Source organism: Embleya sp. NPDC127516, from assembly GCF_044765325.1.
Classification (GTDB): Bacteria; Actinomycetota; Actinomycetes; order Streptomycetales; family Streptomycetaceae; genus Embleya.
In genome coordinates this window covers 14,982-32,042 of sequence record NZ_JBIWJT010000054.1, presented here as the reverse complement: position 1 = coordinate 32,042, position 17,061 = coordinate 14,982, and the positions used below count along the sequence as shown (strand labels likewise).

Here is a 17,061-nt window from a genome sequence, read left to right as displayed (position 1 = left end):
AGTATCCGGCTCCCCCGCAGTCAGGCTTGGGCATCCGCCGCGAGCCCAGGGTCAGCGCAGTCGCCGCAGGTATGGATCCTGTCCGTGTCGCGGTGCCAATCGGATCCGGGCGTCGACGACGGTGACGCCGTCGGGGCGGGCGACCAGGGGGTTCAAGTCGGCCTCCACGAGCTGCGGCACATCGTCCGCGAGCCTGGACAACCGGTGCAGGACGTCCTCGATCCCGGCGGTGTCGGCGGCCGGCCCACCTCGATGGCCGTACAGCAACGGGGCCCCTCGTGAGTCGGCCAGGAGCGAGTGCGCGTCCAGATCGGTCAGCGGGGTCAACCGCGCACCGTGGTCGGCGAGGACGTCGGTGGCGACCCCGCCCAGCCCGAACACCACCAACGGGCCCAGCACCTCGTCCTGGGTCACCCCGGCGATCAGCTCGACCCCCGAGGCGGCCATCGGCTGGACGACCACGCTCTCCATCAACGCGCCGATCCGGTTGGCCAGGTCGGTGAACGCCGCACGTACCGCGTCGTCGCCGACCAGGCGCAATCGCACGCCGCCCACATCGCTCTTGTGCACGATGTGCGGGCCGTACGCCTTGAGCACGACCGCTCCGTCGACGCCCAGCGGGGCGAGTTCACGCGCCACCGCCACCGCCTCCTCGACGTCGAACGCCTGCCGCCACGGGCTCACCTCGATGCCGTACGCGCCCAACATGCGCGCGCATTCGCCGGGCGGTAGCCATCCGCCGTCGGGCTCGCGCAGCAGGAACTCGCCGGCGAGCGAACGGGCCGCGGTGCGATCGACGTCGGCCAGGGCCGGCACCGTGCCGCGGGGGCGAGTCAGCCACATCGCGCGTTCGTAGGCGTGCGCGAGCGCGACCGCTGCCGTGCGCGCGTCGCCGTACACCGGCACCGCGCCGCCCACGGCGGGCAACAACTCCACCGCGGCGGCACGTTCGGGGGCGATCACCAAGACGGGCCGGTCCCGAACGGCGGGACCCTCGAGGATGTCGCCGAGCGGGTCGCCGAGGGCCGTCGGCGCCAGAGCCAGGACCACGGCGTCGACGTGACCGGCCGCCGACACCCGGTCCACGCACCGGCGCAGCGTCTCGCCGTCGACGGTGGCGGTGGTGTCCACCGGGTTGGCGCACGCGGCGCCGGCGGGCAGCAGGGCGCGGAGTTCGGCTTCGAGGTCGGGGCCGAAACGCGGCACCGCCAGGCCGGCGTCCACACAGGCATCGGCCGCGAGCACTCCCGCGCCGCCCGCGTTGCCGATCACCGCCACGGATGCTCCGTCGGGCAGCGGTTGGGCATGCAGCAGGGCCGCGATCGCGACCAGGTCGCCCAGGGTCTGTACGGCGGTCACCCCGGCCTGGCGGAACAGCGCCCCGCGCGCCACGGTCGGCGTCACCGCCGCCGCGGTGTGCGAGCCCGCGGCGCGACGCCCGGCCGCCGAGCGACCCGCGTCCACCGTGAGCACCGGCTTGACACGGCCGACGGCGCTCGCGATCCGGGAGAACTTGCGCGGGTTGCCGAAGGACTCCAGATGCAGGATTGCCATCGTGGTCCGGGTGTCGGCCTGCCACCACTGCAGCATGTCGTTGCCGCTGACGTCGTACTTGTCACCGAGCGACGCGAACGTGGACACCCCGATCCCCAGCCGGTTCAACTGCTCGGTCAACGCAATCCCCACCCCACCGGACTGCACCGCCACACCCGCGCTGCCGGCGGCGGGGACCACCCACCCGAACGTCGCGTTGAGCGCGGTGGCGGGGTCGGTCTGCGCGATCCCCAGGCAGTTCGGGCCGACCATCCGCATCCCGTGCCGGCGCACGGAGGCATGCACGCGTGCGGCCTGCTCCGGCGTACCCCCCGAGGTCACCACCACCAGGGCCCGTACACCGACGCGCCCGCAGTCCTCGACCAGATCGGGAACCCGGTCCGCCGGAACGGCCACCACCACCAGATCGGGCACCTCGGGAAGCAGGTCCGGCGTCGGGAACGCCGGCACCCCGTCCACCTCGGTCGCGGTGGGATGCAGCACGGCCAGAGACCCGGTGTAGTGCGTCCCCTTCACGTTGCGCAGCAGCGCCCGGCCGACCGAGTCGGCCCGATGCCCCGCGCCCGCGATCACCACCGACCGAGGTGCGAACAGCGGCACCAGACTGGCCACGTCCGCCAGGGCCTCACGCCGCGCCAGCGCGGTCAGATACCGCTCCGTCGAGGCGCTGTCGCCGTCCAACGGGATCACGCAACTCGTCACCCCGGCCACGAGTCGGTTGCGCACCGGCAATCCCATGTGCTCCAGCACCCGAAGCATCGGACGATTCCACGGCAACGTGTCCGCGACCAGCGTGCGAATTTTGTCCGCGCGGGCCATCGTGACCACATGCTCGATCAGCAGGGTGCCCACCCCCCTGCCGTGCCAGGCATCGGCCACCGCCAGGGCGAGCTCCGCCTCGCCGGAGCCGGCGTCGCCGTTGTATTCGACGACCCCGATGACCTCGCTCCCGTCGTGGGTCAGCGCGATCAGCGCACCGCACCCGGCCCGGCCGGGCGTACTCACCCGCTCGGCGGTCTCCCGTACCGACGTCTCCGAGGTGCCGAAGAACCGCAGGTACAGATTCTCCGCCGACATCGCACGATGCATCGCGAGCACGCCGTCCCGGTCCTCGGGTCCCGGAGGCCGCAGCAGGACCGTCTCGCCGTCGACGGCCAGTACCCAGACCTCGCGCGGTGTGCCGATCTCGTTCATGGACCCGATCCCTTCCGCCGGGGCGCGTCCGCGCCGCTCACGGCCAGCCTCACGCCGATCCCGCGCGCGAGGCAGGGCCGACCGGTTCCCGCGGCCCGGGTCGAACGGCCCTGTCCGCGTCCCACCGGCACGGGCGGTGTTCGTGTCCCGGGGCCGACAGCCGATCGGCCTCGGGAGTTCGACCGTGCGGCGCCATCCGGCGGTCTCGCGGATGTGCCGGGCATGGCTTGCGGCAAGCATTGTGGAAATACCCACCCGAGCGAGCAGGTCCGCCGAATAGGCGCTGTCCGCGAGGCCCGGCAGGCCGTGGGAGCGTTCCATTTCGGCGGCGACGACGTCCATGTCGAACCGTCCCAGACGGTAGTGGACCCGGCAGAGCGAGAGAAACATGTGGCGGTTCAACAGGCCGAAAAAAGTCGGCTTCGCCCACGAGCCGGTACACACGATCGATCACGGTGCGGTCCGACAACATGGCGCCCAGCAGGTCGGCCTCGACGTCCGCGTCGTCCCGAGTGCTGCCGGGCAACGAACGCCCGGAATAGTCGGGCGTGTTCCCCCACCGCGCGTCCTGCCTCGCGGCCTGTCGGGCGATCCCCCGAAGGCTCGGGTCGCGGGAATCTCCCCGCCGGTCGTCATGCGCACGACCGTACCGCCTCCACACCCCTCGGATCGGAGCATGTCGGCCCGGGTACGTGCGTGGTGACGGCAGTGTCGTCGCAAGCTATTCGACCGGTTCGTGCTCCGGGATCGAACCGGCCAAGGTCGCCAGGGCCTCCAGAGCCGCCGACAGGGCGTCCGGCGTCGGGGAGGCCAGTCCCAATCGGATCGCATCGTGGGCGGTGGCGGGCGCGACCGCGAAGGCGGCGCCGGGTGTGACCGCGATACCCCGCCGCGCGGCCGCCGCCACGAACGTGTCCGCCCGCCACGGTTCCGGTAGTTCCCACCAGCACATGTAGGCGCCGGGAGCGGTCCGCAGCCGGAAACCCGCGAGCTTGGAGCGAACGGCTTCCTGACGAACGCGCGCGTCCAGGCGCTTTGCCTCCACAACGGAGGCGAGTGTGCCGTCGCTCATCCACCCGGTGGCCGCCTCCAGGGCGTAGCGCTGGGCCGTCCACGCACCGGTTCGCAGCGACGCGCGCACCGCGCCGGCGATCCGGTGCGGGACGACCGCCATCCCGATGCTCAGGCCCGGCGCCACACGTTTGGACAGGCTGTCGATGACGACGGCGTGCTCCGGAGCCCCGAGGGCGATCGGCGGCAACGCGGTGTCGCCGAACCGCGACCAGACCGCGTCCTCGATCATGGGAAGGTGCAACCTGTTCGCCAGGGCCGCGAGTTCGTTCCGCCGCTCGGCCGGCATCGTGATCGAGAGCGGGTTGTGCAGGGTCGGTTGGAGATAGATCGCCTGGAGTCTCGCCGAACGGTGCGCGGCGGCAACGGCCGCGGGCCTGACACCGGCGAAGTCCATGGCCAGGGGGACGAGAACCACCCCCAGCCGTGCGGCGATCGCGCGGACCACCGGGTAGGTCAGTTCCTCGACCCCGAGCCGGCCTCCGGGCGGAACGAGCGCGGCGATGGTGGCGGCGATGGCCTGGCGCCCGCTGCCCGCGAAGAGGATGTCGGCGGGGTCGGGGGTCCACCCGGCACACGCCAGTGTCGCCGCGGCCGCCGTCCGGGCCTCCGGGGTGCCGGACACGCCAACGGGGAGAAGGGCGTTCCGCAGGACATCGGGCCGATGCATGCGCGCGAGGCCCTCGGCAAGCAGCGGAAACTGCTCGGGGACCGAGGGCACGCTCAGCTCGAGATCGGCGGGGGCGTTCGAGGGGTCGGACAGTGCGAGGGGGTGCTTGGCGGCGGCACGGACGAAGGTGCCGCGGCCGACCTCACCGAGGATCAGTCCCCGACGACCCAATTCGGCGTATACGCGCCCGGCGGTGGAGTTGGCGATGCCGTGGGCGCGGGCGAACTCCCGTTGGGTGGCCAGTCGATCGCCGGGCCGGAGCCGCCCCGCTTCGATGTCCGCCTGGACCGCGTCGGCCACGCGTCGGAAGTCTTCCATGCAAGTGCACCGCCTCGTCACGTTCCCTAATACCCAATTGCACCGAGTACAATTTGATGATTGCACTGAGTTGGGGATGTGCATAGCATCGCATTGTGATCGGGGCACGGCGGGATCCACACGGAACCGCCGCGGTTTCCCTCGACACGGTCCCATCCGTCGACCTCGTCGACATCGTCGACACCACGACCCGAGCCCGCACCAGGCGAGTGCCCGTCTCGGCCGACTCCGACAAGGCCGGAGACGATGCATCCCGACTTCTTCACCATCGGCCGAAGTCCGTTGCCCCAGCGTCTGGGTCTGTCCACCAGGGGCCTGACCGCCCCGGGGATTCCGAGAACGCCCGAGGCGGGCCGACGGGCTCGAACCGTCCTGCGTCAAGCCGTCGACCGCGGGGCGCGCCTCGTCGATGTCGAGGACACCGCCGAGGAATTGGTCGCTCACGCGCTCCACCCCTATCCGGCGCACCTCTTGGTCGCGGCCCGCGCCGGCGGCACGAACGCGGGTACCGGTCGTGCGTCCGCGCCGGATCACCCCGATCGGCTTCGTACACAGTGCGAAGCCGACCTCCGCGGACTGCGAACGGAGGCGATCGACCTTTATCGCCTGCCCGCGGCGGATCCCGCCGAGACGCCTTCCTGGACGGACCGACTCGGCGTGCTGGCGGATCTGCGCCGTGCGGGGAAGATACGCCACATCGGAGTCGAGGCGAGCAGCATCGCAGAGGTGCGGCGGGCCATGACGATCACCGAGATCTCTTCCGTCCATGCCCCGTACCACGTCGCCGATCGGACCACGGAGGATCTTCTCGCGTTCTGCGAATCCCACCGCCTGGTGTTCGTGCCCCGACGGCCCCTGGGTTCGGGAGCCCGGACGAGATCGGCCGTCACCGCCGTGGCCGAACGCCACGGAGCGAGCGCCGCCCAGATCGCACTGGCATGGCTTCTCGGCAATTCGCCGGTGCTGCTCCCCGTCGTCGCCCCGAGCACACCGCAAGAACTGGACGCCTACTGGGAGGCGGCCGAGATCGACCTCTCCGACATCGACCTTGACACCCTGAACACACTCCCCCGAAGGCACATCCCGGCGTGACGCGTCGCCCACGTCCGAGTTCGCACCCGCGGGGCGGCGAAGCACGGCTCAGCCGAAGACGGTGGTGTTCTCGCCGGCCCCGCGGGCCCGGCGAGAACACCACCGTCTTCGCTCGTTGCGTGTGTCGGGTCAAAACGACCGTCCGTCAAGAACGACCGTCCGCAGCCTCCTGCCACGCCGCCATCCCCGCCCGTGAAGCGTGCTTCGCCTGCCGCAACTTCGCGGCCGCCATTTCGCCGGGCGGGGTGTCCAAGTCCCGGATCAGTTTGCGCACGGCGCCCAGCAGGGCGGATGCGGTGATGGCCAGGCCGGTCAGCGCGATGATCGAGCCCGAGGCGGTGAGCACGGTGCCCACCGTGACCACACGGGTGTCGACGCCGTACCGGTGCGGTGATTCGTGGTGGTTGTTCACAACTCCACGGTCGGCCCGTTCCTGACATCCGGCACCGCAGGGCGGGCGAACGGGTGGCGAGGCCCTGCCCGCGACCGGAATGCCCGCTCGGCAACCGGGGGACATCGACGGGCCCTCCCGCCATCGTGCACGTGCGTCGCCGCCGCGAACTCCTCGGGACGGCAGTCGCCCCACACCTGCCGGGCGCCCACCCAAGTCGAAAGGATCGGGATCTCCGCGATGCGTTCGGGCGCGAGGACAGCAGATCCTCGCCCAGGACGGTGAAGTCCGCGAGCATACCCGGGACGAGTCAGCCCTTCAGGTGGCCCTCGCCTCGACGGCGGTGTGGGCTCGGGGTCCACGAGGCGGCCTTGCGTCGGGTGAACAGGTGTGCGTGCCGTTCTTGTCCGCTGTGGCGATCCGCATGCGTGCGTCCGGCCCGTGGCCAGGTCGCCGACCACCGCGCCGTCGCGAGTGGAAGCCCCGGACGGACGGATATTGTCGCCGGCATGAGTGCTTCGGCGATATCACGGGTGGAGATCGACGGCCGATCCACCACGGTGGAACGGCTGCACGCCGTCGCCGTGGCCGGCTACGGGCATTTCACCGCGATGCAGGTGCGCGGCGGCCGGGTGCGCGGCCTCGCCGACCACCTCCATCGGCTCGACGCGGCCAACCGGGAGTTGTTCGGCACCCCACTGGACGGGGACCTGATCCGGCGGTACATCCGGCACGCGCTGGCCCACGACGTTCCCGACGCGTCGGTGCGGGTCCATGTGTTCGCCGCGGACGAGGCCGGGTCGGTCGCGGTCCTGGTCACCCTGCGGCCACCCGGCGATATGCCGCCCGCGCCACAGGCGTTGCGGTCCGTCCCGTATCTGCGTTCCGTCGCGCACATCAAGCGCGTCGGGGACTTCGGGCAGGCGCACTACCGCCGACAGGTCGCCCGCGAGGGTTTCGACGAGGCGCTTCTGACCGGCCCGGACGGACTCGTCGCGGAGGGCGCGATCACCAACGTCGTGTTCTTCGACGGTACTTCGCTGCTCTGGCCGAACGCGCCCGTCCTGGAAGGCATCACCATGGGTTTGCTCGAAAGGGCGCTCTCCGCAGAGCCGTTGCCCTCCCGACGCGGCCCGGTCCACCTGTCCGACGTAGGCTCGTTCCGGGCCGCGTTCGTGACGAACTCGCGCGGGATCGCGCCGGTTCGGCTCATCGACGACGTGCCGATCCCGATCGACACCGCGTTGACGGGGACGCTCGGCAGACTGTACGAGTCGATCGCGTGGGACCCGATCTGACACCCATCGTGTGCGAAGGCCGTCGTCGGTGAGTGCGATATCAGCCGTGACCCGGAAGCCTCGGGCCGGGTCTCGCACCGCTCTCCCCCGGACCGGACCGGAAATTCCTTGGGCGAACTCGGGGAGCGAGGTCAGGGTCGGCGTGCGGGGGCGGCTCCGCGGTGTGCTTCCTTCTCACTCCGACAATCGACAGCGCACCCACTCTCCGCCCTCGCTTCGTCTTTCGTCGGGGGTAACCGGTACATGAGTGGTGGCGTGCGCAGCATCGTTCGAGTCGATACCAGTACCGCGGCCGACGATCTCGACGGCCTCCTGGTACGACGTCTGGCGCAGGTGTACGTCGACGCGGAGCGGGTCGGGCCGGATCAGGCGGGTGTGAACGCCCGCGGGATCGCCGCGCTGGAAGCGGATCTGGTGCAGCGCGGCCATGTTCTGAGCGCCCAGTTGCGGACCGCGCTGGCCGGCTTGCGCCCGGTGGATCTCGCGACGCACGGAATGTGGCTGCCGGCGCGGCTGGACGCCCGGCTGGGCAACGACCGCCGGCACCGTCCGCTGTTCGGCGGCTTTCCCGCACAGGTGCCGAACTACGCGCATGCGCGCTACTCCACCCGGATCCGGGCGTTCCTGCTCAACCAGCCGAACCAGCCCTGCGCGATCTGCGGCCGGGCCGGCGAGCGCTGACCGTGGCGCCGGCCGACGTGTCGCCCGAGCAGCCGTCGCGGCGGCGTACCGAGAGCGGCGAACCGTGGCCGCCGCGCGCCGTGCGGATAACCCCGTTGCCCCGCCCGCGGCTCGGGCCTAATGTCGTCCTCGTCGGCGGGCACTTCGCCGGCGCACCACAACGTGTAGCTCAGTCAGTAGAGCACCGGGCTTCGGACCCGGAGGGCGCGGGGGCGGGACCCGCCACGTTGGCAAGCACGGCAACGGCGTGTAGCTCAGTCAGAGAGAGCACCGGGCTTCGGTCCCGGAGGGCGCGGGGGCGGGACCCGCCACGTCGGCGACATCGGAACGTGGCGGCACGGGGCTCGGCGTGGAGAGCTCCGGGCCCGTAACCCGCACAAAGCGGCGGGGCGCGCGGTGCCCGCCGTGCCGACCACACCGACCACGACGTGTAGCTCAGTCAGTAGAGCACCGGGCTCTCAACCCGGAGGGCGCGGGGGCAGGGCCCGCCACGTCGGCATGAACGAGATTCACGTGCAGCCCGTCGCCAACCCCGGTTATGCGGATTGGCAGTTGGCCAAGGCGTTCCACACCGCCGCCTCCCACGAGAGCCAGGCGACCCGGCTTCGCGCCGAGGAGCGCGTGCGCCGCTGGACGCAGGTCGCCGGCGGCATGGCCGACGGCTCGTTGACCATCGGCACACGCACGCCCGTGCGCGGGCTCCCCGCGTGGGTCACCCCGGAGGTCGTGCGCGGCGGGTTCGCCACCGGCGACGCCGCGGCGGGCGGGCCGTGGACCGCACACGAGGCCGAAGCCGCCGCCCGCGCCGGGCTGCGTACCGGCGATCGGCTCGCGGTGTTCCGGTACTTCCTCACCGATGCGGGCCTGGCCGAGCTCCACACGATGCTCGACACCGGTCGGTATCACGTCGCGGTGCCCGAGGAGGCCGCGCTGCTCACCATCGCGTGGCTGCTGCGCGCCGGGGATCGGTTCGCGGCGCTCACGCTGCTCGACGAGATCGCGCCGTACGCGGACCGCCTCCGCTTCCTGCCGAGCCCCAGCGACACGCCGGTGCCCGACGGCTCCGCCGTGCACCGCGAATCCGTGGGCTCGTTGCGGGCCACGCTCGGCGCGCGGCGCCCCAAGCCCGCGGTCGAGGCGATGAACGAGGCGCTGACCGTGTGGAACCCGTTCGCCGACCAGTTGCTCGCGCACTGGCTGGAGACCGTCGAAGACGGCCGGCTCGACGCGATCCGACCGGCGGGTTGGACCGAACGCGGCCGTGAACTCCTCCACCGCTACCGGCGTTTGGCGGCGCAGCACACGCTGTGCACCAAGCACCGCAACCCCAGGGAGAACTCCGCGATCCTGCTGGCCGCCTTGGCCGAGGCGCTCGGTGACACACGGGCCGGTGATGTTCGCAGCGCCGGCACCCGCATCGCGGACGGCCGCGCCGCCCGCACCGCCGGACCCCGCTCCGCCGGACCCCGCACCGGCATCCGCGCGAACGTCGGTGCGCGTGGGGCGGCCCGCCCCGGCCTGCTCCGGCACGCCGTCGACGCGATGGTCGTCAAGCGCGGCGCGCCCGGTTCGCCGCCGCACGCCGAACTGCGGGCCCGTCAGGCCGAGGACGCGTCGACCGCGACGCTCCACGAGCTGGCGCGCGTCCTCATCACCCGGTTGGCGAACCTGCGCGACGACGCGGGTCTGCCCGACACGGCGTGGCTGCTCGTACCGGTGACCGACGCGGAAGCCGAGCGGACCGGCGTGCGCGCGGGCAGCCCGATTCCGGACAGCCTGCGTCACCCGGTCGAGCGCGCGCTCAGCGCGCCCGTCGCGACGCTCGTCGAGCGCGGCATCGTGCCGTCGGCCGAGGTGCTGGCCGAGCTGGTCCCGCAACTGGTCGCCGCGACGACCGCGTTGGCGTACCACGATCCGGCGCTGCGCGCGCTGATGACCGCGGGGTATGGGGCGTTCGCCGAGCGTCGGTCGCTGTTGCTCCTCAACCTGGAGCACCAGGTACGGCTGGAGGAGTTGCCGTGGGTACGGGCGGTGTCCGCGTATCGGCGGGTGTCGACCGACACCGCGGGTAACGCCTGGGAGGCACTGACCGAGCTGGGCACGCTGACGGTGCGCGCCTTCCCCGGCACGATCGTCCCGAACCCGCTGCTCCAGGAGCTCGGTTCGCTCGCGCGACAGGCCGGGGTCAAGGCGGTGTTCACCGAGGAACTCGCGGCGGACATCTTCATGGGCACGTTCTCCGCGAAGTTTCTGCGCGCCGCGCAGGACGCCGCGGTACTGCTCGAAGGGTCGCTGTACGCGCGGTACTACGGCATCGACTACGCCGCGATCCGGACGATCGACGACGTCAAGCGCGAGCGTGGGTTCGCGGCGAACACCTCGGACGCCTTCGCCGAGCTGTGCCGGGAGCGGGCCGGCATCGATCCGCGGGGCCGCTGGTGGGTCGCGGCGAACGGGAAGGTCATCGAGCAGGCGCAGATCCTCACCACGCACAACCTCGCCGCGCTCGTGTACCCCATCGGGGTGGAGCCGGCGGAGGGCTGGGCGGAGCCGGCGCGGGGCGCGTACCGCACGGTGTGCCGTCTGGTGCAGCAGATCGCCGGGAACCCGCGGCCGCTCGGCACCGTCAAGGACGCCGCGTACGCGTGGCGGCAGACGCTGTTCTTCCTGTCCCTGTGCGGGGTGGAGGACCAGTTCGCGGTGATCGCGTGGATGGCGGAGGAGACGGCGCGCCGGCCGGAGCACACCGTGCGCCGCCTCGCGCCGGTCCTGGCCGGGCTGCGGCATGTGTTCACGGGCGGCAGCCTGGACGATCCGGCGGTGCCGAACGTCCGGCGGTTCCTCGGCTGGGCCACGGACGGGCACTGGATCCGCGACGCGTGACGGGCGGGAGCGGCGACCGCAAGCGCGCATCCCGCGCGGCAGAGTAACGCGCCCCGGTGTTCACCTTTGTCCACTGCGGCGACACGACACCGGCCTCGTCCCGAGGGGACGAGGCCGGTGTCGGCGGACTGGGCGGCTACACGTCGTAGGGCAGTGTCCAGCGCTTGCCGGGCTCGGGTGCGGCCGACCTCGCAGACCGCATCCGCGAAGCCGTCCCACGAGCAGGGATCACATTTTGCGCAATATCAGTGCGCTTTGTCCGATATACGATCAGATCAAGGGGTAAAAGCAGATTATCCGATTCGACGCGGGGGCTCGCATCCTGAACGGCGACACGCGGAAGGCATCCGCCGCTGAGCTGCTCCACGGGTCCGTGACCGTCGGACCGTCGACCGCCGACGAGTGGAGGACACGATGTGGACGATCATCACCATCGTGGCCGTCGTGATCATCATCGCCTTGATCGCGCTGGCCGTGCGAGCCATGGTTCGGCGCCGTCGCCTACAGCAGCGTTTCGGTCCGGAATACGACCGCACGGTCGAGTCGAAGGAGAGCCGGCGGGAAGCCGAGCGTGATCTGCGCGAGCGCCAGGAACGGCATGATTCCCTGGAGATCAGGCCCTTGCCCGCAGCGGTGCGAGACCGGTACGCGCGGGACTGGGCGGGGGTGCAGGAGCACTTCGTCGACGACCCCGACCAGGCCGTCGGAGAAGCGGACCGCCTCGTGACGGTGTTGATGAGCGAGCGCGGCTACCCGACCGAAGGATACGAGCAACAAAAGCGAGACCTCTCCGTCGAGCACGCCCGAACCCTGGATCACTACCGCGTCGCGCACGACATCAATCAGCGCGTCGGCGGCAGGGACACCTCGACCGAGGAGTTGCGAAGCGCGATGGTCCACTACCGCGCCATGTTCGAGGACCTGCTCAAGAGCGACAACGGCGCGCCGGGCGACGACCGCCGGTGAACCACCGGGCAGTCGAGCCCGACGGCCATACCCACACCCACACCCACACCAGCGGAGGCGAAAGGACATGCGTGAAGAAGGCGTATTCGGGCGCGACGAAGCGACCCCGCTCGGCAAGGAGGGCGGCGCGCTGTCCTCCGAGGACGTCGCGCGGACCTCCGACGCACGCCAACCTCGGGCAACCGAAGGCTGGGACGACGTCGGTGCAGACCCGACCGGGCCCGGCGAAACCGGGGACCAGAGCGGTGAACGGTCGGACACCGCCACTGCCGAGCACGACGCGTCGCATCCTGGCACGGGCAGCGCGCCGCTCCTCGGTCCACAGGAAGCGGAGGGCCTCCGCTCCCGCTGGCAGGACATCCAACAGGGATTCGTCGACGACCCGCGGAATTCCGTGGACGCGGCCGACCGCCTCGTCGACGAGGTCATGCGGTTGCTCGCCGCGACGTTCGCCGGACACAAGAAGGGCTTGGAGGCCCAATGGCACCGCGGTGAGGAGCCGGACACGGAGGACCTGCGCATCGCTCTGCGGCAGTACCGGTCCTTTTTCGACCGCCTGCTCAACACCTGACCGGACCGGCCGATACGGCCGGCTTCCAGCCGGCGGCTCATGGTGGATCAGGCAGCCTGGTGGACCAAGCCGCGACGTGTGATGCGGTGCCTCGGCATGCCGAAATGGTTACCTGCCCGGTGGCGCTTGGTCCGCGTCGTTCCCGGGTGGGATCGACGGACGAAGGCGAGTGCCGGCTGCGCGGAGCGAGTGGCCCCGATCAGAGGGTGCCGGACACTGCGCTCGGTACCTCCGTGCGGGTACGCGCCGCGCGTCGCGCGCCCGCCGAGACGGACGGATCCGGACGTGTGCGGCGTTTCACTCGCGGTTGGCATCGGGCTTCATGATGGTTGGAAGGTCCTACCGACCGTCGATCCGTCTCGGGCTCCATTCCTGGACAGCAGACGGCCGACGGGGCACTGCCCCACATATCTCCCTTAACGCGATAAGATTCGTATTAGAAGACATCCGTCGGACGGAAGTTCCGGCTGCCACGCAGCGGCTGTCGGTGGTATCGGCTGCCTCTCCCGGTCGGCGCGGCACCGGCGGGTAATAGAGTGCGGAGTCGAGGTTCGTCGGGTCGGAGAGTGCGTTGAGTGAAGGTTCGGCGCCGCCGGGAACCCGGAGGCCTGGAGGGCGTACCGCCCGTACGCGTACCGCCGTTCTCGAAGCCGTCCTGAGCGAACTGGAGGACGTCGGCTACGGAGCTCTGACGGTTGAGGGTGTCGCGCGCCGCTCCGGTGTGCACGTGACGACGGTCTATCGTCGGTGGCGGTCGGTCGAGGGTCTGGTCGTGGACCTGATGAACACGATCGGAACACGTGAGATCCCGTTGCCGGACCACGGATCATTGGCCGCCGATCTGCGGGGGCTGGCCCGGGGCATCGTGAACCTCTACCTCAACGACGCACGCACGCGTGCCCTGTTCGACACGATGATGGTGGCGGCCACGAGGAACCCCGACGCGGCAGTCGCGATGTCCCGGTTCTTCGAGCTGCGCAACGAGGCCGCCGGAGTGATCGTGGAGCGAGCCGTCGAGCGGGGCGAACTCGCCCGCGAGACGGACAAGTCGGAGGTCATCGCCGCAGTCGGGGCGCCGCTCTACTATCGGATGATCGTGGCACGCAGGCCGCTCGATCTCGATCTGGCCGACCGGGCGGCGCGAGCCGCGTGCCTGGCGGCCGAGAACGGTGTCTTCAGGTCTTCGTCGCAACCGGCGGCGCAGCACCCCTGACGCGTCGCGGGTCGGCCGTGTGCCGTGTTCGGATGGCGAGAGCCGGGGGCCGGGCCGCGTCGTGGCGACGCGTCCACGACGTTCGCCGGGGACGAGGGACGGCGGACGTGATCGCGCGGCCGACCCGGGCGAGTCCCGCGCACCCGACCGCCTTCGCGCGTCCGCCGAAACCCGGGTCGGGGTCGGCACCCGCCCACTGCCCGGGCACCGAGACCGGGAGCGCCCCGGCCCCGATACCCGTGGTCGGGAGCGGTCTCCGGGCCATCACGCGGCAGTGGACAACGCTTCGTGGCCGGCCCGCCCGGCCCGTGCTATGCCTCTGATCCCTCCGGGATCGCGGCATCCGCCTGTGCGAACCCATCGGTGGCGCCGACGGCCGCGCTCGGGTCGTGAGCCGTGCGCTGCTCTGGAACAGACGCCGCTCCGGCCGTGAGGTGTTCGAGGAAGAACGACGTCATGAGCCTCTGCGACTCCGCGAATTCCTCGTTGTAGACCACGAAATGGCCACCGGGCAGGATGGCGAGCCGCTTCGGGTGCAGCGCGCGTTCGTATGCCGCGAAGGCGAGGTCGCTGTGCGTGAGGATGTCCTGCTGTGCGACGACCATGAGCAGCGGCGTGGGCGAGATGCGCCCGATGTAGTCGCCCGGTTCGTACCCCGACAGCAGTTCGATCGAGCGCACGGTGATCTCGTTGCGCCACGTGGCGAGTCGTTCGGGCTCGATGGACTGATACCACGCGTACGTTTCGCGGTCCGCCATCGCGGCCATCGCCGTCGGGTCCTCGGTGATCAGCGGGATGACACCGGGCTCCGCGCCTTGGAAGCGTGCCAGGCGGTCGTAGTCGAACATGCGCCGAATCCCGCGCATGGCCTCGGAGTTGATGAATCGGGACAGGCTCGTTCCACCGCTGATGACCGGGACCTGCGCGTATACGCACTTCACCCGGCGGTCGACGGCACCGACGACCAGAACATGGCCGCCGGCGAAGCTGGAACCGAACACGCCGATCCGGTCGGAGTCGATGTCGGACCGGGACTGCAGGAATGTAATGGCGTTTCGGTAACCCTGTATCTGCGCGACCGGGTCCGCCTCCTGGCGCGGCAGCCCATCGCTGGCCCCGAAACACGGGTGGTCGTACAGGACCACCGCGATGCCGGCGTTCGCCAGATTCTCGGCGATGGTGTCGGTGTACTGCTCCTTCACCGCGCCCAGTCCGTGCGTCACCACGACTGCGGGGTGCGGAGCCACTCCGGATTCGGGAATGTAGAGCCAGCCTCGCAGGGTCGTCCCGTCGGAGTCGAACTCGATGTCGTGGCGCATCCTGAATTCCTTTCGACAGGCGTGGACCTGATCGGATGTGAGGTTTGTCGCGATCGTGTCGTGCGTCAATGGCAGTACGTGCCCCAGGGCCGGGACGTCCTCCTGTTCCGAGCATCGAACCCGTCTCGGCGCATGCCGCATGTCGTGAACGTGGGCGAGTCCTCCGGAGAGTCCGAGGGCCGCGGAGGATCGTCGGGACAGGCTGCGTCGTCGACGCCCGTGAACTCCGCGTCCGCAATGTCGTCCATCGGTATGCCAGGTGTGAACATGATCGACCCCGGGCGTAGGAGGGGCCGAACCCCGCTCGGGACGTGCGCGTTCGACTGGAGTCGGGGTACGGCGTGGTGCGCGCATCCGGCACTGCGGATACATTAACGCTAGTTCTTTCGTATTAGTAGTCCGCGCGGCTCCGCCTGCTCCTCGACCGCCACCCGGAGAAACAAGGCGTCGCGTCGTACCGGTTCACCGGATTTCGTTCGTCGAAGTCCGTCGTCGACCGCGTTCCGCGCACTGTCGTGCCCGTTCCACGCAGCCTGCGGTGACCGTACGTCGCAACCCGGTACGGCCAAAGGAGCCCGGCGCTTCCCTACTGCGTCGGCGCTTCGGGCCCGACTACACCCGCCGTACCCGCCCGGGCCGAAGCGCGAGCCTCTCGCTCGCACTTCCCAACGCGACCTCGACGTCGCCTCACCTGGTTCCGAACCAGGTTTCGGCGAGGGCGTCCAGGGTTCCTTCGGCGGGTGTGGGAAGTTCGCGCATGTACCAGGGGAGATTGCTGTACCTGTGCAGGAGTGTGTAGGCGAGAAGCACACGAGGATCGAAGTCGCGTCCGTAGGACGTCGTGAGTCCGGTGAGCAGCGCCGGGTCTCCGCCGGTGACGAACAGGCCGACCCCGACGAAGTCGTAGGCGCGGTCGCCGATCGCGGCGGGTTCGAAGTCGAAGAGTCCGGTCAGGCGCCATCCGTCGGGATCGACGAGCAGGTGAGCCCGCATGACCTCGGTGTGCAGGAGGCTGCGGTGCGGCGAGCGGGGCAGGGATACGGACGCCAGGAACGCGGGAATCTGTTCCAGCCAAGCCTGGGAGAGACCATGGGCGCGCTGCCGGTCGGTGGCGGTGTCGGTCTGTCGATCGATGAACGCGCCCCAGTCGCCGGGGCCGAGCACGTCGCCCAGAGGCTCGGTGTCGAGCGAGTGAAGAACGGCGAGTGCCGCACCGATCTCGGTGACCAGTCGTTCGCGGTCGTCCTGGGGCACGCTGTGCCAGGCCCGCGCGAGGTTCTCACCGGGCAGTCGGGACATGAGGACGTATTGCCAGCCGTTTTCGTACGGGCCGAAGTCGCGTACCCGGGGCGTCGGGATCGGCAGTTGCCCCTGGATATGGGACAGAACGCGGCCTTCGACGACGCCGTCCCGGGCGGCGGACGAGGGAAACAGCTTGAGGACGTGTTCCGCGCCCACCGCGTAGACGGGCTGCGTTCCGTCGGGAAACCGGGTCAGCGGCGCACCCGCGAAACCGAGACGGGCGCAAATGTCCTCGACACCGGGTCGCATCACCGTTTCGTCCGCGACGACGGCGTCCCATTCCGCATCGGTCTTCACAGGGGGCAACATTGTCGGAACTCTAGGAAACCTTCCCATGCGGTGCAATGAGATTGTTGGATGGCGGCAAGTGGACCGCGCCCCTTGGGTCGAACGTCGTGGCAGGTCCGCGCTATCCCCCGGGCCCGGTCCCCATCCGGTGGCGCGGGTGGGGAGAGGTGGGCCGGGACCGCGCGGGAGTCGACGGCGAAGATCGGTCTGCGCCGCTGCCGGCGCCGGGCCGTCGCCCCACCCTCCGGCC

12 protein-coding genes and 3 tRNA genes are annotated in these 17,061 nt (G+C 70.6%); 10 read left to right on the top strand and 5 right to left on the bottom strand.

Going from position 1 to position 17,061, the window contains the following annotated elements:
* Window positions 1-51 precede the first annotated feature (51 nt).
* Together ACIRL2_RS49245 and ACIRL2_RS49240 are read right to left on the bottom strand one after the other, a co-directional pair.
* Complete coding sequence (locus ACIRL2_RS49245) at window positions 52-2,748, bottom strand: GNAT family N-acetyltransferase (protein ID WP_402241973.1); 2,697 nt, start codon at window positions 2,746-2,748, stop codon at window positions 52-54.
* A gap of 721 nt (window positions 2,749-3,469) precedes the next feature.
* Window positions 3,470-4,807: a PLP-dependent aminotransferase family protein gene (locus tag ACIRL2_RS49240; protein WP_395874396.1), complete on the bottom strand. Its 1,338-nt coding sequence runs from the start codon at window positions 4,805-4,807 to the stop codon at window positions 3,470-3,472.
* Between the two features lie 246 nt (window positions 4,808-5,053).
* Here ACIRL2_RS49240 and ACIRL2_RS49235 point away from each other — a divergent pair, with 246 nt between their 5' ends.
* Complete coding sequence (locus ACIRL2_RS49235) at window positions 5,054-5,899, top strand: aldo/keto reductase (protein WP_402241970.1); 846 nt, start codon at window positions 5,054-5,056, stop codon at window positions 5,897-5,899.
* A gap of 145 nt (window positions 5,900-6,044) precedes the next feature.
* Here the strand turns inward: ACIRL2_RS49235 and ACIRL2_RS49230 are convergent, their stop codons facing one another.
* A complete protein-coding gene (locus ACIRL2_RS49230; RefSeq protein WP_395874392.1) occupies window positions 6,045-6,311 on the bottom strand; it encodes a hypothetical protein in 267 nt (88 codons plus the stop codon).
* 488 nt (window positions 6,312-6,799) lie between these two features.
* Here ACIRL2_RS49230 and ACIRL2_RS49225 point away from each other — a divergent pair, with 488 nt between their 5' ends.
* The 9 genes from ACIRL2_RS49225 (at window position 6,800) to ACIRL2_RS49185 (ending at window position 13,902) form a co-directional block, all read left to right on the top strand.
* On the top strand, window positions 6,800-7,588 hold the full coding sequence (locus ACIRL2_RS49225) for an aminotransferase class IV (protein WP_402241967.1): 789 nt from the start codon (window positions 6,800-6,802) through the stop codon (window positions 7,586-7,588).
* A gap of 255 nt (window positions 7,589-7,843) precedes the next feature.
* On the top strand, window positions 7,844-8,269 hold the full coding sequence (locus ACIRL2_RS49220; protein ID WP_402241965.1) for a hypothetical protein: 426 nt from the start codon (window positions 7,844-7,846) through the stop codon (window positions 8,267-8,269).
* A 158-nt stretch (window positions 8,270-8,427) separates the two neighbouring features.
* A tRNA-Arg gene (locus ACIRL2_RS49215) sits at window positions 8,428-8,500 on the top strand.
* 12 nt (window positions 8,501-8,512) lie between these two features.
* Window positions 8,513-8,586 (top strand) — tRNA-Arg (locus tag ACIRL2_RS49210).
* Window positions 8,587-8,693: 107 nt separating this feature from the next.
* A tRNA-Glu gene (locus tag ACIRL2_RS49205) sits at window positions 8,694-8,766 on the top strand.
* A 1-nt stretch (window position 8,767) separates the two neighbouring features.
* A complete protein-coding gene (locus ACIRL2_RS49200; RefSeq protein ID WP_402241962.1) occupies window positions 8,768-11,152 on the top strand; it encodes a hypothetical protein in 2,385 nt (794 codons plus the stop codon).
* Between the two features lie 414 nt (window positions 11,153-11,566).
* The gene (locus ACIRL2_RS49195; RefSeq protein ID WP_402241960.1) at window positions 11,567-12,118 is read left to right on the top strand and encodes a hypothetical protein; all 552 of its coding nucleotides are present in this window, start codon (window positions 11,567-11,569) and stop codon (window positions 12,116-12,118) included.
* Window positions 12,119-12,185: 67 nt separating this feature from the next.
* Window positions 12,186-12,689 carry a hypothetical protein gene (locus ACIRL2_RS49190; RefSeq protein ID WP_402241957.1) on the top strand — a complete coding sequence of 168 codons (504 nt, stop codon included), beginning with the start codon at window positions 12,186-12,188 and terminating at the stop codon, window positions 12,687-12,689.
* Between the two features lie 571 nt (window positions 12,690-13,260).
* A complete protein-coding gene (locus ACIRL2_RS49185; protein WP_395874380.1) occupies window positions 13,261-13,902 on the top strand; it encodes a TetR/AcrR family transcriptional regulator in 642 nt (213 codons plus the stop codon).
* A gap of 311 nt (window positions 13,903-14,213) precedes the next feature.
* On the opposite strand, the gene ACIRL2_RS49180 is transcribed toward ACIRL2_RS49185, so the two are convergent.
* Together ACIRL2_RS49180 and ACIRL2_RS49175 are read right to left on the bottom strand one after the other, a co-directional pair.
* Window positions 14,214-15,221 (bottom strand): alpha/beta hydrolase, encoded by a 1,008-nt coding sequence (locus ACIRL2_RS49180; RefSeq protein WP_402241954.1) that lies wholly within the window; start codon window positions 15,219-15,221, stop codon window positions 14,214-14,216.
* A 687-nt stretch (window positions 15,222-15,908) separates the two neighbouring features.
* Entirely contained in the window at window positions 15,909-16,832 is a 924-nt protein-coding gene (locus tag ACIRL2_RS49175) for a phosphotransferase family protein (protein ID WP_402241952.1), read from the bottom strand.
* Between the last annotated feature and the right edge of the window lie 229 nt (window positions 16,833-17,061).